Origin of the sequence: Rhodococcus sp. NPDC006774 (assembly GCF_040636045.1) — a bacterium.
GTDB lineage: Bacteria > Actinomycetota > Actinomycetes > Mycobacteriales > Mycobacteriaceae > Rhodococcoides.
Genome location: NZ_JBEYIW010000003.1, coordinates 244339 through 269777 on the forward strand (window position 1 = coordinate 244339; position 25439 = coordinate 269777).

General features: G+C 66.6%; 21 protein-coding genes. 13 read left to right on the forward strand and 8 right to left on the reverse strand.

Annotated elements, in window-relative coordinates; all coding sequences use genetic code 11:
• Position 1: 1 nt before the first annotated feature.
• The 3 genes from ABZ677_RS06550 to ABZ677_RS06560 all read right to left on the reverse strand — a co-directional run bounded on the left by ABZ677_RS06550 (position 2) and on the right by ABZ677_RS06560 (position 4456).
• A complete protein-coding gene (locus tag ABZ677_RS06550; protein ID WP_037192835.1) occupies positions 2-1645 on the reverse strand; it encodes an alpha-(1->6)-mannopyranosyltransferase A in 1644 nt (547 codons plus the stop codon).
• 157 nt (positions 1646-1802) lie between these two features.
• Positions 1803-3386, reverse strand: a complete 1584-nt coding sequence (crtI, locus tag ABZ677_RS06555) for a phytoene desaturase family protein (protein ID WP_358367576.1) — start codon at positions 3384-3386, stop codon at positions 1803-1805.
• A gap of 11 nt (positions 3387-3397) precedes the next feature.
• Positions 3398-4456, reverse strand: a complete 1059-nt coding sequence (locus ABZ677_RS06560; RefSeq protein WP_358367579.1) for a polyprenyl synthetase family protein — start codon at positions 4454-4456, stop codon at positions 3398-3400.
• Between the two features lie 248 nt (positions 4457-4704).
• Here ABZ677_RS06560 and metF point away from each other — a divergent pair, with 248 nt between their 5' ends.
• Positions 4705-5631 carry a methylenetetrahydrofolate reductase [NAD(P)H] gene (gene metF, locus ABZ677_RS06565; RefSeq protein ID WP_037192830.1) on the forward strand — a complete coding sequence of 309 codons (927 nt, stop codon included), beginning with the start codon at positions 4705-4707 and terminating at the stop codon, positions 5629-5631.
• A 6-nt stretch (positions 5632-5637) separates the two neighbouring features.
• On the opposite strand, the gene ABZ677_RS06570 is transcribed toward metF, so the two are convergent.
• From ABZ677_RS06570 to ABZ677_RS06590, 5 genes are read right to left on the reverse strand one after another with little or no spacing between them, the layout of a single operon-like run.
• Positions 5638-6807 (reverse strand): glycosyltransferase family A protein, encoded by a 1170-nt coding sequence (locus ABZ677_RS06570; RefSeq protein WP_358367582.1) that lies wholly within the window; start codon positions 6805-6807, stop codon positions 5638-5640.
• Positions 6804-7559, reverse strand: a complete 756-nt coding sequence (locus ABZ677_RS06575; protein WP_196250558.1) for a DUF3153 domain-containing protein — start codon at positions 7557-7559, stop codon at positions 6804-6806. The genes ABZ677_RS06570 and ABZ677_RS06575 overlap by 4 nt, the downstream gene beginning before the upstream one ends.
• A gap of 27 nt (positions 7560-7586) precedes the next feature.
• Positions 7587-8447 carry a carotenoid biosynthesis protein gene (locus ABZ677_RS06580; protein WP_037192825.1) on the reverse strand — a complete coding sequence of 287 codons (861 nt, stop codon included), beginning with the start codon at positions 8445-8447 and terminating at the stop codon, positions 7587-7589.
• Positions 8444-10051: an NAD(P)/FAD-dependent oxidoreductase gene (locus ABZ677_RS06585; RefSeq protein ID WP_358367587.1), complete on the reverse strand. Its 1608-nt coding sequence runs from the start codon at positions 10049-10051 to the stop codon at positions 8444-8446. Before ABZ677_RS06585 ends, ABZ677_RS06580 begins: the two co-directional genes overlap by 4 nt.
• A gap of 4 nt (positions 10052-10055) precedes the next feature.
• Positions 10056-10673 carry a GNAT family N-acetyltransferase gene (locus tag ABZ677_RS06590; RefSeq protein ID WP_358367590.1) on the reverse strand — a complete coding sequence of 206 codons (618 nt, stop codon included), beginning with the start codon at positions 10671-10673 and terminating at the stop codon, positions 10056-10058.
• Between the two features lie 196 nt (positions 10674-10869).
• Here ABZ677_RS06590 and ABZ677_RS06595 point away from each other — a divergent pair, with 196 nt between their 5' ends.
• From ABZ677_RS06595 to murG, 12 genes are all read left to right on the forward strand, one after another.
• Positions 10870-11325, forward strand: coding sequence for an SAV_6107 family HEPN domain-containing protein (locus tag ABZ677_RS06595; RefSeq protein ID WP_358367593.1), 456 nt, complete (start codon positions 10870-10872; stop codon positions 11323-11325).
• A gap of 227 nt (positions 11326-11552) precedes the next feature.
• Positions 11553-11990, forward strand: a complete 438-nt coding sequence (locus ABZ677_RS06600; RefSeq protein ID WP_037192817.1) for a DUF3040 domain-containing protein — start codon at positions 11553-11555, stop codon at positions 11988-11990.
• 513 nt (positions 11991-12503) lie between these two features.
• The gene (gene mraZ, locus ABZ677_RS06605; RefSeq protein ID WP_027497352.1) at positions 12504-12935 is read left to right on the forward strand and encodes a division/cell wall cluster transcriptional repressor MraZ; all 432 of its coding nucleotides are present in this window, start codon (positions 12504-12506) and stop codon (positions 12933-12935) included.
• A gap of 220 nt (positions 12936-13155) precedes the next feature.
• Complete coding sequence (gene rsmH, locus ABZ677_RS06610) at positions 13156-14187, forward strand: 16S rRNA (cytosine(1402)-N(4))-methyltransferase RsmH (protein ID WP_037192814.1); 1032 nt, start codon at positions 13156-13158, stop codon at positions 14185-14187.
• A 197-nt stretch (positions 14188-14384) separates the two neighbouring features.
• Positions 14385-14981: a hypothetical protein gene (locus tag ABZ677_RS06615; RefSeq protein WP_358367826.1), complete on the forward strand. Its 597-nt coding sequence runs from the start codon at positions 14385-14387 to the stop codon at positions 14979-14981.
• Positions 14978-16834 (forward strand): penicillin-binding protein 2, encoded by a 1857-nt coding sequence (locus tag ABZ677_RS06620; RefSeq protein ID WP_094635449.1) that lies wholly within the window; start codon positions 14978-14980, stop codon positions 16832-16834. The genes ABZ677_RS06615 and ABZ677_RS06620 overlap by 4 nt, the downstream gene beginning before the upstream one ends.
• Positions 16835-16992: 158 nt before the next feature.
• Positions 16993-18594, forward strand: a complete 1602-nt coding sequence (locus ABZ677_RS06625; protein ID WP_358367598.1) for a UDP-N-acetylmuramoyl-L-alanyl-D-glutamate--2,6-diaminopimelate ligase — start codon at positions 16993-16995, stop codon at positions 18592-18594.
• Positions 18591-20099 carry a UDP-N-acetylmuramoyl-tripeptide--D-alanyl-D-alanine ligase gene (gene murF / locus ABZ677_RS06630; protein ID WP_358367601.1) on the forward strand — a complete coding sequence of 503 codons (1509 nt, stop codon included), beginning with the start codon at positions 18591-18593 and terminating at the stop codon, positions 20097-20099. The genes ABZ677_RS06625 and murF overlap by 4 nt, the downstream gene beginning before the upstream one ends.
• Complete coding sequence (mraY, locus tag ABZ677_RS06635) at positions 20096-21181, forward strand: phospho-N-acetylmuramoyl-pentapeptide-transferase (RefSeq protein ID WP_032394385.1); 1086 nt, start codon at positions 20096-20098, stop codon at positions 21179-21181. Before murF ends, mraY begins: the two co-directional genes overlap by 4 nt.
• Before the next feature lie 3 nt (positions 21182-21184).
• Positions 21185-22657: a UDP-N-acetylmuramoyl-L-alanine--D-glutamate ligase gene (gene murD / locus ABZ677_RS06640; RefSeq protein ID WP_358367604.1), complete on the forward strand. Its 1473-nt coding sequence runs from the start codon at positions 21185-21187 to the stop codon at positions 22655-22657.
• Positions 22654-24264 (forward strand): putative lipid II flippase FtsW, encoded by a 1611-nt coding sequence (gene ftsW / locus ABZ677_RS06645; protein ID WP_358367607.1) that lies wholly within the window; start codon positions 22654-22656, stop codon positions 24262-24264. Before murD ends, ftsW begins: the two co-directional genes overlap by 4 nt.
• Positions 24261-25403 carry an undecaprenyldiphospho-muramoylpentapeptide beta-N-acetylglucosaminyltransferase gene (murG, locus tag ABZ677_RS06650; RefSeq protein WP_217903120.1) on the forward strand — a complete coding sequence of 381 codons (1143 nt, stop codon included), beginning with the start codon at positions 24261-24263 and terminating at the stop codon, positions 25401-25403. The genes ftsW and murG overlap by 4 nt, the downstream gene beginning before the upstream one ends.
• The last annotated feature ends 36 nt before the right edge of the window (positions 25404-25439 follow it).

Genomic DNA, 25439 nt, shown 5'->3' on the forward strand with positions numbered 1-25439 from the left:
TTCATGATGTGGATTCGTCTCCGGTCGGTTCCGTTGCTGGGGTCCTGGGCGCGTTCGGTACGGCACGGTGTTCCCTGGATCGGTCCGATCGTAAACGCAGCGGATCGACGCGCGTCAGGGCCAGAGCCGCGACGACCGCGGCGAAGATCGCCAGTGCGACGTGCCCGAAGGTGTACAGGCCGATCGATCCATCGGGTTGGAAGACGAGCATGAGCCACGTCGACAGACCCGTCAGGATCATCAGGGTCGTACGCGAGAGTGCGAAGCCTGCGGCGATCGCCAACGGCCACGAGTAGTACCAGGGCAGGGCTGCGGGGGAGAGGACGACGGTGGCCACCAGGGCGATCAGGATGCCCTTGACCGCATCGCGTTCTGATCTGCGACCCAACCACCAGGCCACCGCGAGAACGACCACCAGTGCGATCGCGCACAGCAGACGGGTGACGTCGAGAACGGGTCCGAGGCGCAGATCGAGGAACCATGATGTGCTGACGGTCACCAGGTGCGCCAGGATCGTGGGGAGCGAGAGCCAGTTGATGATCTTGGCCGATCCGGAAAGAGCGGTCAGCCAACCGATTCCGACTCCGGCGATCACCGATGCCACGGCGAACACGGCGACGAAGACGGCGGCTCCGATTCCTGCGGTCTTGACGAATGCCAGGCCGGGCGCCATCGGCGTTCGACCCTCCGCCCGCGCCTTCTCTCGCAGATGGATCATCCAGATCCACACCAGGAAAGGCAGCGCCAGGCCTGCTGTGGCCTTGATCGCCACCGCGATCGCGACCAGTGCGATGCCGCCCACGTGTCTGTGCTCGAGCGTCAGCACGATCCCCGCGGTCATCAGGCCGACCATGAGCAACTCGTTGTGCACTCCGCCGATCAGGTGGATCAGCACCAGAGGGTTGAGGACGGCGAGCCACACCGCGGTGGTCGCTCGGCCGCCGAGGTGCTTCGCCAGCCGCGGAACCGCCCACATCATCAGAGCCAGACCGGGCAGCATCGTCAGGCGCAGCAGCATGGTTCCGGCGATGACGTTGTCACCGGTCAGGCTGGTGATTCCGCGACCGAGCAGCAGGAACAACGGGCCGTACGGCGCAGTGGTGGTGGTCCAGACATTGCTGACGTTGTCGAGCAGAACTCCTGGATTGGCAACGGGTCCAACGGCATACGGGTCGAAACCGTCGCGGAGCAGTGCGCCCTGAGCCAGGTAGGAGTACGCATCGCGGCTGAACATCGGCACCGACAGCAGCAGCGGTGCGGTCCATGCCGGGACGACCCAGCGCAGTTCGCCCACGGTGGTGCGGCCGTGCAGGGTCGCGCGGCCGAGCCGAACCCATGCGGTGATCATCAGCAGGACGCCGACCCACACGATGATGGTCGAGAGTACGAATCCGTGACCGAATCGCAGCCACGACAGGTGCATCTCCTCGAGCAACGGATCGCGTCGGCGCACACTGCCCGCGCCGAATCCACCGAACACGATGCAGACGGCACCGACCACACCGAGCAGTGCGGCTTTGCCCTCGGGACTGCGCAGGAAATTGCCCGTTGCGGTCAGTCTGGACGGTCGTCGCGAAGCCGAGGGCGGGGGGCCGCCGTCCGACGATCGATCCTCGGAGGTGGAGTGCGACGAGATCGAAGACATTGCCGCCTGCTCCTCCTCTGCAACGAGTTGTGGGTCGAGATCTGTACGCCGGACGATGGTTCACGCCGATCGCCGAACGATCATGGTCGCAGCAATGAGCGCGACCGGCAAACGATCGCGCTCAGCTTAGTTGGTCGACGCAGTGAATCGAACGAACCTACCGTCCGGTGGGCCCCGTCACCCGCTCTGCGGCGAGCTTTCCGGACACCAGAACAGTGGGAACGCCCACTCCCGGCGTGGTGCCCGAGCCTGCGAGAACCACGTTCTCGAGCCCGGCGACCATGTTCTTGCGTCGGAACGGCCCGGTCTGCCTGAACACGTGGGCGGACGAGAACGGAGAGCCCTCGATCATGCCCTTCTGCGCCCAGGTCTCGGGTGTGTCGATGTGATCGAGCGTGAAGCCGTCGAGCAGACCTTTGTATCCCCGAGCTTCCAGCGTCGTCAGGATCTCGGTGAGGTACGGCTGCGCCAGCTCGCCCCACGGCAGTGGAGCACTGTCGAGGTTGGGGCACGGTGCGAGGATCGACACCGGCTCGCTGCGCACTCCGCCACGCACCACTTCGAGATCGGGATCGCTCACCGACGGTCGGGTGATGAGCAGGGACGGATCGGCCATCAGGGATCCCTTGCCCGATCGTGCGGTGATGCGGCGGAAGGTCTCGGCCCATTCGTCGCCGAAGTCGATGGTGTGGTGCGCGCGGGCCGGCCACGTCGCCGTCAGCTCGACGGGAACGGTTCCGTGCGCGACGACCGCCGACGGTGACACCACGCCGTATCCGTTCCGTCGGCCCTTCTTGGACACCGACGCTCGGTCGAGCAGTCGATCGACCACGGGCAGGTCGGCAGTGAGAACGAGTGCGTCGCAGGCGATTCGACTGCCGGCTGCGGTGACGACGGAGTCGGCACGGCCTCGGTCGACGGTGATGTCGACGATCTCGGTGCCGAGTTCGAGCGTGCCGCCTGCGGTGACGAACGCGTCGGCCATGGCCTTGGCGATGGCCGCCATGCCGCCTTCGGGGAAGAACACCCCGAGGGAGGTGTCCATGTGTGCGATCGCTCCGTAGACCGCAAGGGCCTTCTGGGGTGCCATCCCTGCGTAGAGCGCCTGGAACGTGAACACGCGGCGTAGGCGGGTGTCCTTCAGGAACTTGTCGACGCGGGGCCCGAGACGGCCGAAGCCGCCCAGCTTGGTGAGCGTCGCGGTGTCGGAGATCGCAGCCTTCGATCCCACGAGATCGAGCGGTGAATCGAAGTTCGAGTCGATGAAGCGGTCGAACTCGGCGTCGAAGATGTCGGCGAGCCAGCGCCGCAGTTCGCGATATCCCTGCGCCTCGGCGGGGCCGCAGGTGCGTTCCACCTCGGCCGCCATGGCTTCGGGATCGGAGTAGACGTCGATGGACGTGCCGTCGGCGTAGCGCGTGTGATAGGACGGCGACAGTGTGGTCAGCCGAATCGGCGGCGTGGTCGACTCGAAGTCCGCACCCACGGCGGCGAGCGCCTCGAGCACCAGGTTCGGCATCGTCAACACGCTCGCACCGTTGTCGATGTCGTACAGGTGCGATCCGTCGGCGTCCGATACCGGGTACACCCCGACTCGGCCGCCCACGGTCTCGTCACGCTCGACGATGGTGACTTTCCTGCCTGCCCCCAGCAGATGCAGACCGGCGGCCAGACCGGCCAATCCCGCTCCCACGACGACGACGGTGTCGGTGGTGCCGGAGACCGTGCGGATCGAAGACATGACGCTCTCTTTCAGTACTGCCGTTGGATGGCGGCGGTTGCCATGGCGCGTAGGTGCGCCGCAGCGACCGGTTCGATCGAACTGTTGTCGAGGGCTGCGACCGCCCGGGTTCCGAGCTCGTCGATCTGCTTCTCGACCGCGTCCACTGCGCCGAGTTCGACGAGAATGGAACGGATGTCGGCCACTTCGTTCGCGTCGAGTTCGGTTCCGAGGCTGGCTCTGATCGTGGCTGCACGATCCGGCCGGGTCTCGTCCGCCTTCTGCAGTGCCAACGCGATCAGCACGGTGCGTTTGCCCTCGGTGATGTCGTCGCCCGACGGTTTGCCGGTCACCTCGGGATCGCCGAACACTCCGAGGAGGTCGTCGCGCAGCTGGAACGCGATTCCGATGTCTGCACCGAAGTTGCGGTAGGCCGAGATCAGGTTCTCGTCGGCATCGGCGAGAGCTGCGCCCAGATGCAGCGGCCGCTCGACGGTGTACGCAGCTGTCTTGTAGCGGTTGACGCGCATCGCAGCCTCGACACTCTCGTCGGTGCCTGCCTCGGCTTCGATGTCGAGCAACTGGCCGCCGAGAACCTCGGTGCGCATCGCCGACCACACCGGCTGGACTCGCCGCGCGGCATCGGCGTCGATACCGGACTCGCGCAGTAGATCATCGGCCCAGCACAGGGCGAGATCGCCGACGAGGATGGCTGCCGATTCACCGAAATGGTCCGCGCCACCGGACCAGCCCGCGTCCCGGTGGCGCTGGGCGAAGCCGACATGCACGGTCGGGAAACCACGTCGCGTGCTGGAGGAGTCGATGATGTCGTCGTGGATCAGGGCGCAGGCCTGGATCAGTTCGAGAGCCGAACACGCCCGCAGCACTGCGTCCGCACGGGCACCGGTGGATTCACCGCCTGCACCGAGCCACGCGGTCCAGGCGAACGCGGGGCGCATGCGCTTGCCGCCACGAAGCACGAACGCCTCGAGATCGGCCACCGCAGCGGGATAGCCGCCGCCCACGGTGTCGACTACACCTCGGCGTGAGGCGAAGAACTCGGCGAGGGTCGCATCGACGGCCGTGCGCATCGCCTTGGGGTCGTTCGCGGCGGCGGGTGTGTCGACTACGGGCGAAGAAAAGTCTCCGGACAGGACGATCCTCCAAGGTTGCTGTGGATTACATGAATTCTGAATCCCACAGTAATGGCCGTGCAAGCCCTGGACCGACGTGCAGCGAACATCTGTCGTCAGGGAGGCCCGACGGGCTTCGTTGGGGCGCAACCTATGATCTTCGGGTGAGCGAAGATTCCGTCAGGGGGCGGTCGAGTCGAGGATTCGTGACGAGGACACCGTCCATCGTCGACCGACTACGGACAGAACCCGAGGCCAGGATCCCGTTCTCGGTGGAGTTCTCGCCTCCACGAGACGAGGCCGCCGAGGCCAGGCTGTGGCGGGCGGTTCGTGAGTTCGAACAACTTCAGCCGGCATTCGTGTCGATGACCTACGGCGCAGGCGGTTCGACCCGCGATCGCACGGTGCGCGTCACCGGGCAGATCGCCGAGGAGACCACCCTCCTTCCTGTGGCGCATCTCACTGCTGTCTCGCACAGCGTGGACGAGTTGCGATCGATGGTCGGGTCGTACGCGGACCGCGGCATCACCAACATTCTCGTACTGCGCGGAGATCCCCCCGGAGATCCACTCGGCGACTGGGAGAAGCATCCGGACGGAGTCGAATACGCGGAGGAGCTCGTCCGGCTGGTACGCGATCTCGGCGACTTCCACGTCGGCGTTGCGTCGTTCCCCGAAGGACACCACCGCGCTGCCGACCTCGAGCAGGACACTCGCTGCCTGGTCGGCAAGTTGCGGGCGGGTGCGGAGTACTCGATCACCCAGATGTTCTTCGATGTGGACGACTACCTGCGCCTACGGGATCGCGTGTGCGCGTTCGACGCCGAGCAGGGTGCCAAACCGATCATTCCCGAGATCATGCCCATCACCTCGCTTCGGTCGGTTCGTCGGATGCTCGAGCTCTCGGGCACGACGCTCCCGTCGCACCTGGACGAGAAGTTCACTCGCGCCGCCGGATCCGGTCCTGAGGAGGACCGCGCCGCCGTCCGCGAGGTGGGCATCGAACTCGCCACGAACATCGGTGAGCGCCTGATCTCCGAGGGCGCGCCCGGATTGCACTTCATCACCCTGAACTTCGCGCGCGCGACGCGTGAGGTGCTGAGCAACCTGGGGCTTGCGGCCGCGCGAGTGTGAGACGGGTCAGGGCTGCGGAGCGGGCATCGGGCGCGACTTCCACGACAGCGAGCCACGACGCCTGCGCACGTGGGATTCCGCGACGAGTCCGACGAACGCGAGAATCGACACCGGGTGCAGAGCCGCGTCGAGTGCGTCGCCCACCCCGAACCGCGACCCCACCTCGCGCCGCCGTGTCGACAACCGAGACACCGTACCGGCGAGGTACCCGGCGAATCCGAGGCGACGCGCGCGACCCGAGGACGTGAGCGCCGTGATCGGGGGCAACACGTACACAGCGGTCAGTGCCAGGGCCGCCGCAGCCGAACCTGCCGGTCCACCGAACTCGTTCCACAGCCACCTGCTGTAGCCGGATCGAAGTTCTGCCGCCGATCGATACATCCGGCAGCGGACGAACCCCGCACCCGACGCCACCGCCGTCGAGAATCCACGCCGACGCAGAGCACGTGCCAGATCGAGGTCCTCGGTCGCGCTCGCGGCGACGCAACCGTGGCCCCCGATGGCGCGATAGGCGGCGGCATCGAAAGCCATGAACTGCCCGCAGGCGACCGCCATCGACGGTGCGAGCGTCGCGTTGCCCAGAGGGACGGGAAGCGTGGACATCCACGACCATGCGAGCAACGGCTGGACGAGTCGCTCGACGGTGCTCTCGGCCAGTTGCTCCGGCCACGGGCACAGCAGGGAGGCGCCGCGCCTTCGCAGCATCCGGGCGGCTGCCGCCACGGCCTCCGGTTCGAGTCGCACATCGGCATCGACGAACACGATCAGCGACGTCATCGGGTCGTCCTCGTCGGCCAGCCTCGCGAGTTCGGCGCACGCAGCTGCCTTGCCGGTCCAGCCGGCCGGGGGAGCGACACCGGAGGTCACGATGCGAATCCTCGGATCACCGTCCGCAGCCGCACGGGCAGCGGCCGCCGTTCCGTCGGTCGAGTCGTCGTCGAGAACGATCACTCGCAGATCCGTGCACGATCGTTGCCGCGCGAGATCGCCGATCAGCGCAGGCAGCGTCGCGACCTCGTTACGGGCGGGAATGCAGACCACGACGCGCTCGGTGACGGCCTGCTTCGGGGAGCGCAGGCTCGGCATGAACCGCGAGTTGAACACGGACACCGCGGCCGACGCCGTTGCGAGAACGCTTGCGGTCGCCGTCGTGCGCGCGAGCAAGCCGTCCTTCACGCAGACGTTCTGTCGGTGGAGCTTCCGGACTCGGTACCGCGCGACCCGCGGACCCGCAGCGGTGGATTGCGCGAGACCCACGCCATGGCCCCGACGATGGCCGCGACGCCGACGGTCACGCCGCCCACGATGCCGGCCCAGCCGGCGAAGCTTCGGGTGTTGGGATCGGGATAATTGACCTCGGCGCGCATCGAGGTGACCTCTCCTGCCGGCAACTTCCACGAAATCGAGTTGTCGCTCTCGCGGGTGCCGTTGGTGGTGCCGATGCGGGCCGGGAACGCGATGGTGAACTGTACGTCCGAACCCTGAGCCGGAACGGAGGACAGATCGGCGTTGCCTGCCAGAGTGACGGTGTCACCGGAGCGCTGCAGCGTCAGCTGGAACGAACCGGCCGCGTTCTGGAAGATCGAGCCGAGGGTCTGCACGTCGCCGAACGAGAGATCGTCGAAGATGGCCTGCGACCCGACGTATCCGTCCTGGCTGTACGGCTCGACGCGAACCTTGTCCTCGATCGAGGAGGGAACCACCAGTTCGGGACCGGTGTCGGAGTCCGATGTCGGCACTGTGGCGGCCACGATCTGACCCGCGACGCGGTCGTTCGCCGACACGCCCATCGTGACCTGCACGCGCAGGCAACCGGCCAGCATCGGCGCGACCAGCAGCGCCAGTGCGACCACCGAGAGAACACGGCGGCGGTGGGTTCGATGAGATGTTCGCGATGTCGACTGCACAGCGACATCGTGCCAGGGCATCGAGGTGATGTCAGTCGGCAGGGGTTGTCAGCGAGGCGTGTCGGTACCGGAGCGATCGACCGTCGCACGCGGCTCGGACCCGAGTGGTCGACCGCGACGGGCATTCCATGACAGACGGACATTCCACAACAGCGGGATACCGACGACGCCCATGACGACGAACCCGTACACCGCCGAGTACCTAAGTTCCGGACCGTCGAGGAACACCGCGTGCGCGAGCGCCGATCCGAGCCACGTCCACAGGAACAACCCGATGGGCACCGTGTCGTCGGATGGCTGTGGGCGACCGACGGCGCGGTCGAGCGATTCCATCACCGCAGCCATCAGCGTGGCCACCACCAGCCAGCCGAGGTAGTTGGTCAGCGGAATCGACGGCACACCGGGCAGCCCGACGGAACCGGCGGTCCAGGTCCACTGTCCGTCGGTGACCATCTGAGGATCGAGGTAGAGGTCCCAGCCGACCATCCCCACCGCCACTGCCACGATTCGGAGTGCGGTGGCGCGCGCCTGCGTCGTGTCGAGACGGCGAACGACGAAGGTCACGGCGCACCAGATCGGGTAGAACCCGGCCGTCCACGCCAACGGAACCACGACCGGCACCTCGAACAGGCTCGGGCCCAATCGATTCTGCGCGTAGAAGTACTCGCCGAACGGGATGCCGGTTGCCGTGCCGACGAGCTCGGACGCGAACCCGGTACCTGCGGTCACGACGACGAGAATGGTGGCCCACACGACGCCGCGGTTCAGCGCCGCGTGCAGGATCGACGCGAGCGCGAGCAGGGCCACCACCGCCACCGTCACCACGTCCCTTGTCGATCCCGATACCAGTGGATAGACGATCTGGCAGCCGACAGCGGCGGCAGCCACGACGATCGGCACAACCTTCATTCCCGTTTCCTTCCGAAGAACGTGCGACGGCGGGCTGCGCGGGCGTCGGCGATCGCGATTCGCGCCGCCGACCGACCACTGGCCGCAGTGACCCCTCCGCCGGGGTGGGTCGATGCGCCGGTGAGATAGAGCCCGTCGGCACCGGGGACCCGATGTCCGGCCAGTTGAGGGTGTGGTCGCCACATCATCATCTGGTCCAACGACATGTCCAGGTGCATGATGTTGCCTCCGATCAGACCGAGCTCACGCTCGATGTCCGGCGGCGATTGAACGAACCGATCCAACACCGATCCCGCGAAACCGGGTGCGTACCGATCCAGTTCGGCCACGATCCGGTCCGCCTCGAACTCGGCCAACGAGCGCTCGCCCGGAACGTTCGATCGCCATTGTCTGCCGTCGGCGAGGGTGTGGGGATGCCACTGCGACCACAGTGAGATCTGGTGCTGTCCCGGCGGCGCGATGGTGGGATCGAGTGCGCTGAACGACATTCCCAGGACGGCCGGGGTGGGCGGCAGGTCGCCGGCGAGCGCGTGCCCGTGCGCCAACCGCAACTGGCTGCGGTCGCGTACCAGCAGCGCCAGACCGTGGGTGCCGTCCTCGATCCGGTCCGCACTCGGGTACGCCGGTAGGGCGTCGGTGGCCAGTCTGACCGCGGTACCGATCCCGGGCCCCACCCGAATCGTGCTGCGCCACCGGGTGATCTGCGCCGAGTCGTGTCCGCCTGCTTCGAGGAGGTCGAGGGTGGTCACGATGTGGCAGCCCGCCACGACTACACGGCTGTCGATCTCCCGTCCCGACGCGGTCCTGGTGGTCCAGCCGTGTGGCCGGCGTACGAGCGAGGTCACGGCGTCGCCGAGTGTCAGTTCGGCACCGTCGCGCTGCAGCCGAGCGATCATCGCCTCGGTCAGTGCGCCGCTGCCGCCGACCGCGCGGCCCGGCGGAAGGGTGTGCATGAGGGCAGCGAATCCGACCATCGGTGCGGTGCCCGGCTCGGACATCGGCGGACCCGACTGCGCGCCGAACCACGCGAGGGCGGCCTTGAGTCGTTCGCTCGAGAACATCTCGTCCAGCAGGGAATCGCCGGTGGCGAGAAATTCACGCGACAGCATGCTGCCGCCGTCGGGCGCGCCGAGGCCCCAGAAGGATCGGAGCAGTTTCGGGCCGGTCGGTGGCCCACCGAAGGCACGCATGGTGCGTTCGCTGCGGGGGCCCCAGACGGAGACGAAGGTGCGGTAGGCGCGGGCGTCGGCTGCGCCGCAGGCGGCGGCGATGGAGTCGCAGGTTCGGTCGAGGTCGCGATGGAAGACGATGCCGCGTTCGTCGGTGTCGACGGCTCCCGGCGCGAAGGCCCAGGGATCGCAGTCGATGTAGCGCAGTCCGAACTCGGCGAGTCCGAGCTCCTCGATGATGCCGGTGTGACGAATCATGATGTGCGCCGACGAACCGCGGTCGACACGGTGGCCGGGAAAGCGTTCCACCGTCGAGACCGCGCCGCCCGCGACGGTGTCGCGCTCGAGAACCTCCACCGACATACCGGCATCGGTCAGATAACAGGCAGAGGTCAGGGCATTGTGGCCGGAGCCCACCACCACAGCATCGATCACGCCTTCAGGCTACTGGCCCGTCGAGAGGCAACCGGCGGCCCAGGACTGCGAAGGGGCGTCGGTCGCCGGCGAAGGTGAAGTCGCGCAGCACGTCCTCGAACCCGAGCCGCCGGTACAGCCGCCAGGCTCGGTTGTCCTCTCCCACGACCTCCGGTGTGGACAACATCACGTTGTCCGCGGAGACGCCGCCCAGCAGTCGGCTGCACAGTCGTCCGCCGAGCCCGTGGCCCTGAGCGCTCGGGAGGACGTGCAACTCGGTGAGTTCGAAGTAATCGTCGAGCGTGGCCTCGACACTGTGCGGGGAATGCCCCGTGCGCCGCAAGCCGTCGCGCACCTGCTGATGCCACCACTGGTGCGCGGCACCGTGGTAGCCGTATGCGACGGCCACCAGCGAATCCGGCTGGTTCGGGTCGGTGTTCGGGAGCAGTGCACCGACTGCTCGCCAGCCCGGCCGGTGCAGATGTTCGCTCCACATCGGTGCCCTGCTCTGTTCGGTTCCACGCGGATAGCCCATGGCCTCGACGTAGATGGACAGTGCCTCGAACAGCCGCTGGCGGAATTCCGGGGGCGTCAGATCGACCAGGTACGGCGTTGTCTGCGCATCGGTGACGACTGTTCTCAACCTTTCTTCGGCAACTTGTCGGTGGGCACAGCTATATTGAATGTGTCGAACGGGTGTTCGACAATCGGGGCCGAGTGCGCCGGTGGCTTCGGCTCGGATCGTCGAGACGGATTCTCCGGAGTTCGACTGTAAGGCTTCGCCACGGTTCCGGCCGCGTCAGGTACGCGCCGGAGATTCGAACTGGAGGTGTTCGAGTATGACGATCACGAAGGCATTCGATGCCGGAGTGCGGTCGCCGGTGTCGCGTCAGGCTCAGGTTCTGCTGGGTCGAGCCGATGCCCTGCTGTCCGAGTCCATCGGGGAGAGCGATGTCGGAGATCGATTTCTCGGGAGCTACGCCGCCGCGTTGAAAGGTGCGGCAGCTGTGCTGGCGTCGCTGCCGAATTCGATCGGAGCACGTCCCCGTTCACGCAGTGCATGGGTGCTGATGGCCAAGGCGGCACCGGATCTCGCTGTCTGGGCCGACTATTTCGCGTCCTTCTCGGCCACGCGGGCCGCGGTCGAGGCCGGCGCGTCGAGCACGATCGCCGATCTCGATGCCGACGATTTTCATCGGCACGTCGGTCGTTTTCTGAACTCGGTCGAGGATCGACTCGGCGGGCAGGCTCGATTCGCGTCCGTCGATCCGATGACTGCACCCTTGTCGGCGTAGCTCATCGAGCTGGACGCCGCGTGACAATCGCCACGTCATACGGTGTTCGCTCGGAGTTTTCGGGACGTCCGTCTCCAAAACTTCGGTGTTTCTCAGGAACACATCGACCGAGTAGGTGGTAAGCGGCCGATTCAGCTCGTATCATCGACAGCAGGTAGCCGCCAAGGTCAGCTTCCCGTCGTTTCGCAACCGAAATGACCTTCAATATCTGTGCAGGGGGAGGTACCGTGCCACTCTCCGAGCACGAGCAGCGCATGCTCGATCAGATCGAGAGCGCTCTCTACGCCGAGGATCCCAAATTCGCGTCTCATGTGAGGGGCGGTCGCGTACGCGCGGCGTCGAGCAGGAGGCGCTTTCAGGCTGCCGCGCTGTTCGTAGTGGGACTCGTGTTGCTCGTCGCCGGTGTTGCATTGTCGACGAACAGTCTGGCTTTTCTCGTCGTCAGTCTCATCGGTTTTTTGTTCATGTTCGGTGCCGGGGCACTGTTCTTGTTCGGCGGTTCCAACAAGGGAGCCGCAGCGTCGCAGGACGAAGGCAGCACAGCCAACGATGCTGCCGAACCGTCCGGGCGTAGTACCGGGCAGAAATCGAAGGGTGGTCGCAAGGGCGGCAGCTTCAGCTCTCGCATGGAAGATCGGTTCCGTAAGAGGTTCGAGCAGGAGTAGTCGACCGGGTTCGACGGACCGCTACCGGCTCGTCTCCACAACTTCACGCGTCAACGTAGAACAGCATCTCACCTTCGGGTGAGGTGCTGTTGTCGTTTCTGCCCTCGGACGGACGCCGCCGAATCGCCCGTAGCCCTCCGCTTAGCGTCGAGGGCCGGCTCGGTCGTCCCCGCGCACGGGAGTTCTGGGATGCCTCCCCGACATCCCCCACTTTCACCCACAGTCCCCACTTCTCCCCACCCCGGCCCCACTGGAGGGTCGAGATCTGCGTTCGTTCACCACGCCCGATGCCGAGGTGCTGGTCAGGCGGCTTCAACGATGGACTCGAGCGCTGTCGCTCCCGAATCGAACCGGTGATGTCGCCCGCGGCGTCACGGCCGACGACACCGATCTTGTGCACCCTGAGCTGCATGAATGCCATTTTGGTCAAAGTTTTCCGGCCGTGGATGGTTCGAAGTGGGGGAGAGTGGGGTAAAGTGGTCCGCAGCGGAGAGTCGAGGCTGGAGGTGGCGAGTGTTTCTCGGTACCTACACGCCGAAGCTCGACGACAAAGGTCGACTCACGTTGCCGGCCAAGTTTCGGGACGCGCTTGCAGGAGGAGTCATGGTGAGCAAGGGGCAGGATTTCAGCCTCGCTGTCTACACCGCGGCGGACTTCGCGGAGCGTTCACGGAAATTGACGGCGGCTTCTCGTGCCAACCCCAAAGCCCGTGCCTACGTTCGTCAGTTCTTTTCGGGAACCGACGAACAGCGGCCGGACGGACAGGGTCGTATCACCATCAGTCCCGAGCATCGCCGCTATGCGGGGCTCGAACGAAACTGCGTGGTGATCGGTTCGATGGACTTCATCGAAATCTGGAACGACGAAGCGTGGGCGCGCTACTCCGCTGAGAACGAGCAGGATTTCTCCGACGCTTTCGACGAGTCCCTCGGAGGGATCTTGTAGCCCCAACCAGGTCGCCTGCGAGTGCAGCGAGGCCTCTGCCCGATCAGAACCCTGACGTTCTTCCCCAACGCCAGGTTTCGCAGATCAGGACCCTGACGTTCTTCCCCAACGCCAGGTTCCCTATCGGACAGGGACCTCGATGCATTCGCATCGGCTTCGGTGGGCGACCCGCACGGCCCGGACCCGGGCGAGAAGTACGTACGCGCGACCGGGAGGAACCATGACGGAGGGCACCGGACCGGACGACAACGAGTCGTCCGCCGACCGAACCCACCGTCGATCCGCAGGTCCGGTCCATGTTCCGGTTCGACTCGAACGAGCCGACGAATTGCTCGGACCCGCACTCGAATCCACCGGCGACACCCGAGTCATGATCGACGCAACACTCGGACTCGGCGGTCACGCCGAGCACTTCCTGCGGACCTATCCGCACCTGCATCTCATCGGACTCGACCGTGATCCCGACGCGCTCGAGCTGGCCGGAGCCAGGTTGGCTCCGTTCGCCGACCGAATCACGTTGGTGCACACGACCTACGACGGCATCGCCGACGCGCTCGACGAGGCAGGCCTGCCTGCGGTCGATTCCGTTCACGCCATCCTGTTCGACCTCGGAGTGTCGTCCATGCAGTTGGACGAGTCCGATCGCGGATTCGCGTACTCCGTCGACGCCCCACTGGACATGCGAATGAATCCGACCGTGGGAATCACCGCCGCAGACGTGCTCAACACGTACTCGCACGGCGACATCGCCCGGGTTCTCAGCACTTACGGCGAGGAACGATTCGCCGGCAAGATCGCCTCGGCTGTACTGCGTCGACGAGAGCACACGCCCTTCACCACGAGCGGCCCGTTGGTCGAATTGCTCTATGCCGCAATCCCGGCCGCGACGCGGCGCACCGGCGGACACCCTGCCAAGCGCACTTTCCAAGCACTGCGCATCGAGGTCAACGGTGAACTGGATTCGTTGAAGGCGGCGGTCCCTGCCGGGCTCGACGCGTTGGCTGTCGGCGGCCGGGTGGTCTTCATGTCTTATCAATCGCTCGAAGATCGAGTTGTCAAGCAGGAGTTGGCACCTCGGATCAAGTCGCGCAGTCCCGAGGGGCTGCCGGTCGAGCTACCCGGAATGGGTCCGGAGTTTCGGCTCCTGACCAGAGGTGCCGAGCGTGCCTCGGATGCAGAAATCGACGTCAACCCACGTTCGGCTCCGGTGAGATTGCGCGCCGCCGAACGGATTGCAAGGAGAGCGGAATGACGGTTCCAGGCACAACCGTTGGAACACAACGCAATCGGGTTCCAGCGCCGCGGCACGAACGTACGGGTAAGGGCGGTGGACGATCCGGTGCTGCACTGCGCGCATACGAGCGCAGGCAACAGCGCGCGTCGATCCACACCTCGGATTCTGCGCGTGGATCCGGAACCGGTGCGCGGCCTTCGTTGAACGGGAGCGCTATCGCAGCGCGAATTCCGTTCGTCGCCTTGATCATCGGCCTGCTCGCCATCGGTCTCGGTCTGACGTTGCTGCTGACCACTCGGTCCGCGGGCGACTCCTACGATCTCAGCGCCGCCAAGGCCGTCAATGCCGAACTGGCTCAGCAGCGGGCGTCGCTGCAGCGTGATGTCGAGTTGGCGGAGTCTGCTCCGGAGTTGGCGCGCAAGGCCGCCGAGCTCGGAATGGTCCCGGTGAAGAACTCTGCGCATCTCATCGTCGCGCCGGACGGCGGCGTCCAGGTCGTCGGTACCCCGGCTCCGGCCGACGGTGCACCGGTGGCACCACTCGATCCGGTATCGTCCGCGGCCGCAGGCGAGGGCACCGTCGCGAATCCGAGCACGCAGTCACAGCAGCAGCAGCAGACGCCGAGAAGCGCCTCGCAGCCCAATCGGACGTCGGGAACGATCGACACCCGTGCCGCCACGCCGAATACAAGCAATGGAGCTGGAAACACCGCGCTTGCTGAACAATTGGTTCCCATGAGCATCCCCTCGCTCGAAACACCTGCGGTCGAAGCCCCCGAGCCCACCGGCGAAGCAACGGGTGACGGGCAGTGACCAGGCCTTCGCCTGCTCCACGCCGTCGGCCGCCGAGCCGAAAGCGTCTCGACTCGTCCACCTTTCGGTTTCGCCACGGCACCGGCCGCGTTCTGATGTACCTGGCGCTCGCCGTCGCGGCGGCCCAGTTGCTGTGGATTCAGGGATTCGACGCGCCGAGGCTGTCGGCCGAGTCGGCGTCCCAACGCACCACCACGCTCGTCGATCCGGCGATGCGTGGATCCATCCTGGACCGGAACGGCAACCCGATCGCCTTCACGATGGAGGCCAAAGCGCTGACGTTCCAACCGGTTCGGGTTCGCAAGGAACTCGACGAGGCCCGGGCGAAGGACCCGACCGAACCGGAGACGGATCAGTACCTCGAGGACATCGCCGCGCGCATCCACAGCGACCTCGGCGATGTGATCAGCGAGAAGGACCTGCTCGCGAAGCTGAAGAGCAACGACGAATTCACCTACCTCGCCCGCGGGGTGGACGCCACCGTGGCGTCGAAGATCAGCAAGGATTTCAAGCAGGTAGGACTCGAGCGTCAGGACATCCGTGAGTACCCGGGCGGATCGCTGGCCGGGAACATCGTCGGTGCCACCGGATGGGACGGACACGGTCTGCTCGGTCTGGAGGATTCGCTCGACGCGACCCTGGCCGGAACCGACGGTTCGCAGACCTACGACCGCGGATCCGACGGCGCCGTCATTCCCGGAAGCTGGCGGGACAAGCAGCCGGCCGTGAACGGTTCGAGCGTCGAACTGACCATCGATGCAGATCTGCAGTACTACGTGCAGCAGCAGGTGCAGCTGGCGAAGGACCTGTCGGGAGCGAAGAACGCCTCGGCGTACGTGCAGGATTCGCACACCGGCGAGGTGCTCGCCATGTCGAACGACAACACCTTCAACCCCGGTATCGGGGTCGGCAACAACGAGCGCACCAAGGAAATGGGCAATCTGTCCGTCACCACGCCGTTCGAACCCGGTTCGGTGAACAAGATCATCACCGCGGCCGCAGCCATCGAGTACGGACTCACCACACCCGACGAGGTGCTGCAGGTACCGGGCAGCATCTTCATGTCCGGCGTGTCGGTCAAGGATGCGTGGGACCACGGCGTCGCGCCGTACACGTCGACCGGTGTGTTCGGTAAGTCGTCGAACGTCGGCACCCTCATGCTGGCGCAGCGCGTCGGGGAGGATCGCTACGCAGACATGCTCACCAGGTTCGGCCTCGGCCAACGCAGCGACGTCGGTCTGCCCGGCGAGAGCGCGGGAAACGTACCGAGCCGTGATCAGTGGTCGGGCGGCACGTTCGCCAACCTCCCCATCGGTCAGGGACTGTCCATGACGCTGTTGCAGATGACCGGGATGTACCAGGCCATCGCCAACGACGGAGTCCGCATCCCGCCGCGGATCGTCGAAGCGACGGTGGACGCCAACGGTCAGCGAACCGAGACCCAGCAGCCCGACGGTGTGTACGTCGTCAGTCCCGATACCGCGAAGACGGTCCGCAACATGTTCCGATCCGTCACCCAGGACGACACCGGAAATCAGCGCGGTACCGGAGTCGCTGCGGGCGTCGAGGGTTACCAGATCAGTGGCAAGACAGGTACGGCTCAGCAGGTCGACCCCGAGTGCAAGTGCTACTCGAACTCGAACTACTGGATCACTTTCGCCGGTATCGCGCCCGCGGACGATCCCCGCTACGTGATCGGAATCATGCTCGACGCCCCGACGCGCAGCGCGGACGGTTCGGGCGGTCAGTCGGCAGCACCGCTGTTCCACAACATCGCCAGCTGGATGCTGCAGCGGGACAGCGTGCCGATGTCCGCCGACCCCGGACCCAAGCTGGTTCTGCAGGCGGACTGAGATTCCGACCCGCCGGTTCGGGAGTCGGGGCGGCGACATGACTGTCCCGGACGCCGGTAATCTGACACATCGGCTCGTCCGTGTTCGTTCGGCTGTCGCCGCGGCGTGATCGAGCCGCGGCAGGCGCGCGGCCGGCAGTAGAGAGGAAGGGAGCAGGAGTGACTGTGTCATCGGATTCACAACCGGCTCCGGGTTCACGTCCGGCGCATCCACCACACACCGAAGTTCGGGAGGTGGCGTCCGCGGTCGGTGCAACGATCGGCGAGGGCGACCCCGCCGGTGTGAGCGTGACCGGTATCGATCTGCGAGCACAGTCCGTTCTTCCCGGCGATCTCTTCGCAGCACTGCCCGGATCTTCTCGACACGGTGCCGAGTTCGTCGCCGACGCGATCGAGCGTGGTGCGGTGGCGGTGTTCACCGACCCGGCCGGACTCGAGATCGTGCGGGGAGCGCTCGAAGGCACGGATCGACAGCTTCCGGTGCTCGTGCACGATCGTCCGCGCCAGGTGTTGGGGGCGGTCTCCGCTCTGGTGTACGGCAACCCGTCGTCGAAGATGACCGTCATCGGTATCACCGGTACGTCGGGAAAGACGACGACGTCGTATCTGCTCGAAGCCGGGCTGACCGCTGCCGGTCGTCGGTGCGGTCTGATCGGGACCATCGAGACACGTGTTCTCGGCCGGCACGTACCGAGCGCGCTCACCACTCCCGAGGCTCCGCAACTGCACGCGCTCTTCGCCGTCATGGTGGAGGAGGGTGTCGACACGGTGGTGATGGAGGTGTCCTCGCACGCGTTGTCCCTCGGCCGGGTCGACGGCACCCGTTTCGCGATCGGTGCGTTCACCAATCTTTCGCAGGACCACCTCGATTTCCACGATTCTCTCGAGGACTACTTCTCGGCCAAGAGTCGCCTGTTCGCGGCCGACTCGGCGGTTCGTGCCGACACCGCCGTCGTCTGTGTCGACGACGCGTGGGGCGTGCGGATGGCAGACATCGCTCGATCGGCCGGGTCGACCGTGGTGACCGCGTCGACCGGTGCCGAGTCGCAGTGGACGGTCTCGGACTGGGCCAAGCACGACGACGGCACGCAGTCGTTCACCGTCGCCGATCCCCAGGGGGCTTCGCTTCCGGTCTCGGTCCGGTTGCCGGGTCGCTACAACGTCGCCAACACCGTCCTCGCGTTGGCGACCTGCGCTGCGGCCGGGGCCGATGTGCGCAGCGCTGTGGCCGGGGTCGCGACGGTCGACGTGCCGGGTCGCGTGCAGCGGATCGATCGTGGACAGAACTTCCTCGCGGTGGTCGACTACGCGCACAAGCCTGCGGCCGTCGAGGCCGTGCTGGCGACGCTGCGCGAGTCCTCGCGCGGACGGATAGCGGTTGTGCTCGGAGCAGGTGGCGACCGCGACACTGCGAAGCGTCCGCTGATGGGCGCTGCTGGAGCGCGCGGTGCCGAGCTGCTGCTGGTGACGGACGACAACCCGCGCAGCGAGGATCCGGCCGCCATTCGGCAGGCCGTCGAGGACGGCGCGCTGTCGGTGCCCGGCGAGGCCCGCGGTGAAGTACGGAACGTGGCAGGCCGCGCAGCGGCGATCGAGCAGGCCGTGGCGTGGGCACGTGAAGGGGATGTTGTGTTGATCGCAGGTAAAGGGCACGAGACCGGCCAAGAGGTAGCGGGTGTGAAGCATCCGTTCGACGACCGAGTGGTACTGGCCTCGGCCATCGATGCGCGTCGGGTCGGCACGAGCGCGGGCGCACGGTGATCCCACTCTCGATCGACCGCATCGCCGAGATCGTCGGAGGCACGGTGCACGACGTGCCGGATCCGACCGTCGTGGTGCCGGGGCCGGTGGAGTTCGACTCCCGCAAGGTGATCCCCGGCAGTATCTTCCTCGCACTCCCCGGAGCGAAGGTGGACGGTCACGACCACGCCGCCGACGCGGTTGCCGCCGGTGCGGCCCTGTCGCTGGCCGCGCGTCCGGTGGGTGTACCGGCCGTGGTCGTGCATCCGGTTCCGCACGACAGTCGTGCGATGGCGCTCGAGAACGACCCCGACGGCTCCGGTTCGGCAGTGTTGACCGCACTGGGCGCTCTGGCCCGGGCTTCGGTGCTCGAGTTGACCGCCGAACACGGCCTGACCGTCGTCGGCGTGACGGGATCCTCGGGGAAGACCTCCACCAAGGATCTGATCTCTGCGGTTCTCGAGCCCCTGGGCTCGGTGGTGGCACCGCCCGGATCGTTCAACAACGAATTGGGACATCCGTGGACGGCGCTGCGAGCCGATGCCGAGACCGATTTCCTCTGTCTCGAGTTGTCCGCCAGGGGAATCGGCCACATCGCCGAACTCGCCACGCTCGCACCGCCCAGGATCGGGGTGGTCCTCAACGTCGGCACCGCGCACCTGGGCGAGTTCGGCTCGCGCGCGGCCATCGCACTGGCGAAGGGCGAACTGGTCGAAGCACTGCCGAGTGCTGCCGCCGGGGGAGTGGCGATTCTCAACATCGATGACCGGCTCGTCGCCGAGATGGCCACCCGCACAACGGCATCCGTCGTCACGGTGGGACGCAACGCAGATGCCGACATCAGGGCGCTCGACGTGCAGGTCGACACCGACGCCCGGGCGTCGTTCACGCTCGAATGCGCAGCGGGTTCGGTACCGATCACGCTGGCGGTGCACGGTGAGCATCAGGTCGGCAACGCCCTCGCGGCAGCGGCCGTCGCACTCGAGTGTGGAGCAACGCTGACGCAGGTTGCTCAGGCGCTCGGGACGGCCGCACCGACGTCGATCAGGCGGATGGACGTGCGCACCCGCGCCGACGGCGTCACCGTCGTCAACGATTCGTACAACGCCAACCCCGATTCGATGCGCGCTGCACTCAAGGCGCTGGTGTCGATGTCGCGTCGCGACGACGGACCGAAACGCCGCAGCTGGGCGGTGCTGGGGGAGATGGGCGAACTGGGTTCGGACTCGGTGGTCGAGCACGACGCGATCGGCCGGCTCGCCGTCCGCCTCGACGTCGATCGTCTGATCATCGTCGACTCGGGACGTCCTACTCGTGCGCTGCATCAGGGTGCAGTCATGGAAGGTTCGTGGGGCGAGGAATCGATGCTGGTGCCCGACCGTGAATCGGCGATCGAAGTGCTGCAGGAGGAGGTGCGTCCCGGCGACATCGTGCTGGTGAAGGCCTCGCAGTCCGGGGCGATGTGGACCGTCGCAGACGCTCTGCTGGCCGATGCATCCGGTGTCGCTGCGGAGGGTGAGCAGTGAGGCAGATCCTGTTCGCCGGAGGCATCGCACTCGCGGTCGCGATTCTGCTGACCCCGGTCCTGATCAAGACCTTCTCGAAACAGGGCTTCGGCCAGGAGATCCGGGTGGAGGGCCCGGCGAGTCACCAGTCCAAGCGGGGCACACCGACAATGGGCGGCGTCGCAATTCTGGTCGGCATCTGGGCCGGGTACTGGGGCTCGCATCTGATCGGCATCGGCTACGACGCGGACGGTCCTTCGGCCTCGGCCCTGCTCGTTCTCGGCCTGACCACGGTGCTCGGTCTCGTCGGATTTCTCGACGACTTCATCAAGATCCGCAAGCAGCGCAACCTGGGTCTGAACGCCACCGGCAAGTACGTCGGTCAGATAACGGCTGCCGTGCTGTTCGCGATCCTGGTGTTGCAGTTCCGCAGCGAGAGCGGGCTCACTCCGGGCAGCACCCAACTGTCGTACGTTCGCGACATCGCCACGTGGTCGATGTCCGCGGTGGTCTTCGTGTTCTTCGTCTGCCTGCTCGTGATCGCGTGGTCCAACTCGGTCAACCTCACCGACGGACTCGACGGCCTCGCCGCCGGGTCGATGACGCTGGTGCTCGGTGCTTACACCGTCATCACTTTCTGGCAGTACCGCCAGGCGTGTGCTGGGCCCGCCGGTCCTGCCCCCGGCTGCTACGACGTCCGAGATCCTCTCGACCTGGCCCTGGTCTGCGCCTCGGCAGCGGGAGCCTGCATCGGCTTCCTGTGGTGGAACGCCGCGCCGGCCAAGATCTTCATGGGCGACACCGGATCACTGGCCCTCGGCGGTCTGATCGCAGGCCTGTCGGTGGTGACCAAGACCGAGCTGATCATGGTGGTCATCGGTGCACTGTTCGTCGCCGAGGCCGCGTCGGTCGTCATCCAGGTCGCGGTGTTCCGGTCCAGTCGCCGACGCGTGTTCCGCATGGCACCGTTCCATCATCACTTCGAGTTGGCCGGATGGGCCGAGACGACGGTGATCATCCGGTTCTGGTTGTTGGCCGCCATCGCGTCGGCCGTCGGACTCGCTCTGTTCTACAGCGAGTACCTCGCTGCTGTCGGCGGATAGAGCATGGACGAACGTGTGCACGACTCTCGGACCGACCTGACCTGGTTGCGTGGCAGTGCGGTGCTGGTGACCGGTGCCCGCATCTCGGGACTCGCCGTCGTGCGACCACTGCTCGATCTCGGTGCCGTCGTCACGGTCACCGACTCCAATCGTGCCGCGCTGGACGAGGCGTCGGACTCCGGTGCTGCGGTGGTGCTGCAGGACGACCTGCTCGCCGATCCAGCGGCGCTCGCAGCGTTTTCGCTCGTCGTCACCAGCCCAGGTTTTCGACCCGACTCTCCGGTGTTGGCCGCTGCCACGAAGCAGGGCATTCCGGTGTGGGGCGATGTCGAGTTGTCCTGGCACGTGGACCGGGTCGAGCTGTACGGACCGCGAACTCGCTGGCTGGTGGTCACCGGCACCAACGGAAAGACGACCACCACCTCGATGCTGGCGTCGATACTCGACGCCGCTGGCATCGAGTCGGTGGCCTGCGGCAACATCGGACTCCCCATCGCCGACGCGTTGCGCGGTACCCCACATCCGAGTGTGCTTGCGGTGGAGTTGTCGTCGTTCCAGTTGTTCTGGGCTCCGTCGGTGCGTCCGGCGGCGGGCGTGGTGCTCAACATCGCCGAGGACCATCTCGATTGGCACGGCGGTATGGATCGGTACGTCCAGGCCAAGGCTCGTGCGTTGAGCGGCGATGTCGCGGTGGTCGGTCTCGACGACTCGAGGGCGGCGGGCCTGGCGGCCGGGTCTGCGGCGGCGACCGTCGTCGGTTTCCGCTTGGGTGAGCCGGCCCCGGGTGAGCTGGGAGTGCGGGCGGGGATGCTCGTGGACAACGCCTTCGGGGAGAACGTCGATCTTCTCGCTGCGAACGACGTGGAGCCGAGCGGCCCGTCCGGCGTTCTCGATGCGCTCGCTGCGGGCGCGCTTGCTCGTTCGATCGGAGTGGAGGCCGGAGCTGTTCGGGTAGGGCTGCAGACCTACCGAGTGGGACCGCATCGTGCTGCGGTGGTGCGCGAGCTCGGCGGGGTGACGTTCATCGACGATTCGAAGGCAACGAACCCGCACGCTGCTCGCTCCTCGATCTCGGCGCACGATCGCGTCGTGTGGATCGCGGGTGGGCTGTTGAAGGGTGCGGTGATCGACGATCTGGTGGTCGAGATCGCCGATCGGCTCGTGGCCGCGGTCGTTCTCGGGCGCGATGGGATGCAGATCGCAGAGGCTTTGGCGCGACACGCGCCCGATGTTCCGGTCGTCAGGCTCCCTTCGGGAGACGATGCTGGTGTGACTCATGGTGCTGAAGATGCTGATGCGGTGATGCGGGCGGTCGTGGCCCATGCGGCCGAACTCGCCGCGCCGGGGGATACGGTCCTGCTGGCCCCGGCCGCCGCGTCACTGGACATGTTCGCCGACTACGGCCACCGCGGCCGCAGCTTCGCCGAGTCGGTCCAGCGTCTCGATGCCACCGACATCGGATCGCCGCGATCGTGACCGCCGGTCATCCGCCGCGTCCGCCTCGCCGCACCGCCGCTCCACGCACCCGAATCGGCCTGTGGTTCGGCAGGCCGCTCGCGTCCTTCCACCTCATCGTCACGATCGCGGTACTGCTCACGGTGTTGGGCCTGGTGATGGTGCTGTCGGCGTCGTCCGCCGAATCCTTCGCAGCCGACGAGTCCGGGTACGCGCTCTTCACCCAGCAGTTGATCGGTGTCGCGCTGGGAGTCGTGGCGTTCTACGTCGCTCTCCGGCTGCCGGTTCGGTACCTCAGGAAGCTGTCGTTTCCGCTGTTCCTGGTCTCGATCACCATGTTGATGCTGGTGCTCATTCCCGGTATCGGTGCCGAACGTCAAGGTGCGCGCCGCTGGTTCGACTTCGGCGTCGTGTCCTTCCAGCCGTCCGAGCTGGCCAAGGTCGCGCTGGTTCTGTGGGGCGCGCACCTGCTGGCCTCGCGTCGCAGCGAGCACGGCAACATCAAGTCGCTGCTGGTGCCGCTGCTTCCTGCGGGTCTGCTGATGTGTCTGCTGGTCGTGCTCCAGCCGAACCTCAGTACTGCCATCGCCCTCGGCATCATCCTGGTGGCGCTGCTGTGGTTCGCCGGCCTCAACGCTCGGCTGTTCGGTGCGGTGCTGATGACCGGTCTGGCGCTGGCAACCGTGCTCGCGTTCACCGCCGGTTACCGATCCAATCGCGTCAAGGCCTGGCTCAATCCGGGTGAGGACACCCAGGGCCTGTCGTATCAGTCGACCCAGGCGAAATACTCACTGGCCGACGGCGGAATGTTCGGTCGCGGGCTCGGGCAGAGCCGAGCGAAGTGGAGTTACCTGCCCAACGCGCACAACGACTTCATCTTCGCCATCATCGGCGAGGAACTCGGGATGATCGGCTGCCTCGCAGTCATCGGATTGTTCGGTCTCTTCGTCTACACCGGCCTGCGTATCGCCATGCGTTCGGTCGATCCGTTCCTGCGCCTGTTGACCGCAGGTGCCACGTGCTGGGTGTTCGGCCAGGCCATGATCAACATCGGCTACGTCGTCGGGCTGCTGCCGGTGACCGGCCTACAGCTGCCGCTGGTCTCCTACGGTGGCACCTCGACCGCGATCACGCTGTTGATGTTCGGCATCATCGCGAGCGCCGCCCGGCACGAACCGGAGGCGATCGCAGCCCTGCACGCGGGGCAGGAAGGCCGTATCGCGCGAGCCCTGAAGCTGCCGCTGCCCGCCGTGTTCTCGCCCAAGCGAGCCGCGATGGCGCGGTCGAAGTCCACTCGCCCCACGCTGGCGGCGCAGGATCGCAAGCGCCTCGAGTCCCGTAAGAGCCAGGGCAAGGACGGTCGCGCAGCGAGGGCAGCCGAGCCCGGTCGCGCAGCGAGGGCAGCCGAGCCCGGTCGCACCCGCACTCGAGTCTCCAGCTCACGGACCGATACGATGGTGCCCACATCGGCTGCGTACCGGGGCGATTCGTCCCGCGGCAACCCCCGTCGTGGCGAGCCAGTCCGGCGAGAGCCCGCCGCCGGATCGCGATCGGCATACCGTCCGCGGCCGGAACCACAACCCGGTCGCCCGCCCGTCCGCTCGGGTGAGCGAGGATATCGACGGTGAAGCAGACATCTCGACCGATTTCCGTAGTGGTTGCCGGGGGCGGAACGGCCGGGCACATCGAGCCCGCGCTCGCTGTGGCCGATGCCTTGCGTGTCCTCGACCCCACCGTGACCGTGACCGCTCTCGGCAGTAGCCGTGGTCTGGAGACGACGCTCGTCCCGGCTCGCGGGTACGCGCTCGAACTCATTCCACCCGTTCCGCTGCCCCGTAAGCCCACCGTCGACCTGCTCAAGTTGCCGCTGCGCGTCGTGCGATCGGTGCGCCGCACCCGAGAGATCTTTGCGGCCGTCGAGGCCGACGTACTCGTCGGATTCGGCGGCTATGTCGCGTTGCCTGCCTATCTCGCTGCCCGCGGTCGCCTGTTCGGCCGCGGCGGCCGAATTCCGGTGGTCATTCACGAGGCCAACGCGCGAGCGGGCATCGCCAACAAGGTCGGTGCCCGGTCGGCCCAGCGGGTGCTCGCCGCGGTCGCGGGCTCGGGTATCGCCGCACGCGGTGCCGTCGACGCGGATGTGATCGGAATTCCCGTGCGTCCCACCATCACCGAACTCGACCGGGCCGCGGTTCGCGCGGAAGCTCGTGCGCACTTCGGTCTGCCCGAGAAAGGCCGGGTGCTGCTGGTGTTCGGCGGCTCGCAGGGGGCCCGATCGCTCAACGATGCGGTGTCCGGAGCCGCGGCGGCCCTCGCCGACGCCGGCATCTCGGTTCTGCACGCTCACGGTCCCAAGAACTCGCTCGACGTCGAGCAGCGCAATCCGGACGCGCCGTACGTCGCGCGTCCGTACATCGACCGAATGGATCTGGCGTATGCGGCCGCGGACCTCGCGATCTGCCGGTCCGGCGCGATGACGGTCGCCGAGGTTTCCGCGACCGGGTTGCCTGCCGTCTACGTACCCCTGCCGCACGGCAACGGCGAGCAGGAACTCAATGCCCGTCCGGTGGTCGACGCCGGAGGTGGCATCCTGGTATCCGATGCGACACTGACCGAGCAGTACGTGTGCGAGACGGTGGTCGCGCTGCTGGCCGACACCGAACGAATTGCCACCATGTCTCGTGCCGCCGCCGGTGCCGGGCACAAGGGCGCAGCAGCTGCCGTCGCGCAGATCGTGCTCGACACCGCGCACGCGGCGCGGCGCTGAGCTCGGCGGCGTCGAGCATGAGAAGAGAACGAGGGA

What these genes read in the sequence shown, in the direction of transcription:
- murD (WP_358367604.1), top strand. Translation starts at nt 21,185, where the DNA reads ATGGACGAACGTGTGCACGACTCTCGGACCGACCTGACCTGGTTGCGT.
- ABZ677_RS06560 (WP_358367579.1), bottom strand. Translation starts at nt 4,456, where the DNA reads ATGCGCACGGCCGTCGATGCGACCCTCGCCGAGTTCTTCGCCTCACGC.
- crtI (WP_358367576.1), bottom strand. Translation starts at nt 3,386, where the DNA reads ATGTCTTCGATCCGCACGGTCTCCGGCACCACCGACACCGTCGTCGTC.
- rsmH (WP_037192814.1), top strand. Translation starts at nt 13,156, where the DNA reads ATGACGGAGGGCACCGGACCGGACGACAACGAGTCGTCCGCCGACCGA.
- ABZ677_RS06595 (WP_358367593.1), top strand. Translation starts at nt 10,870, where the DNA reads ATGACGATCACGAAGGCATTCGATGCCGGAGTGCGGTCGCCGGTGTCG.
- ABZ677_RS06580 (WP_037192825.1), bottom strand. Translation starts at nt 8,447, where the DNA reads ATGAAGGTTGTGCCGATCGTCGTGGCTGCCGCCGCTGTCGGCTGCCAG.
- ABZ677_RS06550 (WP_037192835.1), bottom strand. Translation starts at nt 1,645, where the DNA reads ATGTCTTCGATCTCGTCGCACTCCACCTCCGAGGATCGATCGTCGGAC.
- ABZ677_RS06575 (WP_196250558.1), bottom strand. Translation starts at nt 7,559, where the DNA reads ATGCCCTGGCACGATGTCGCTGTGCAGTCGACATCGCGAACATCTCAT.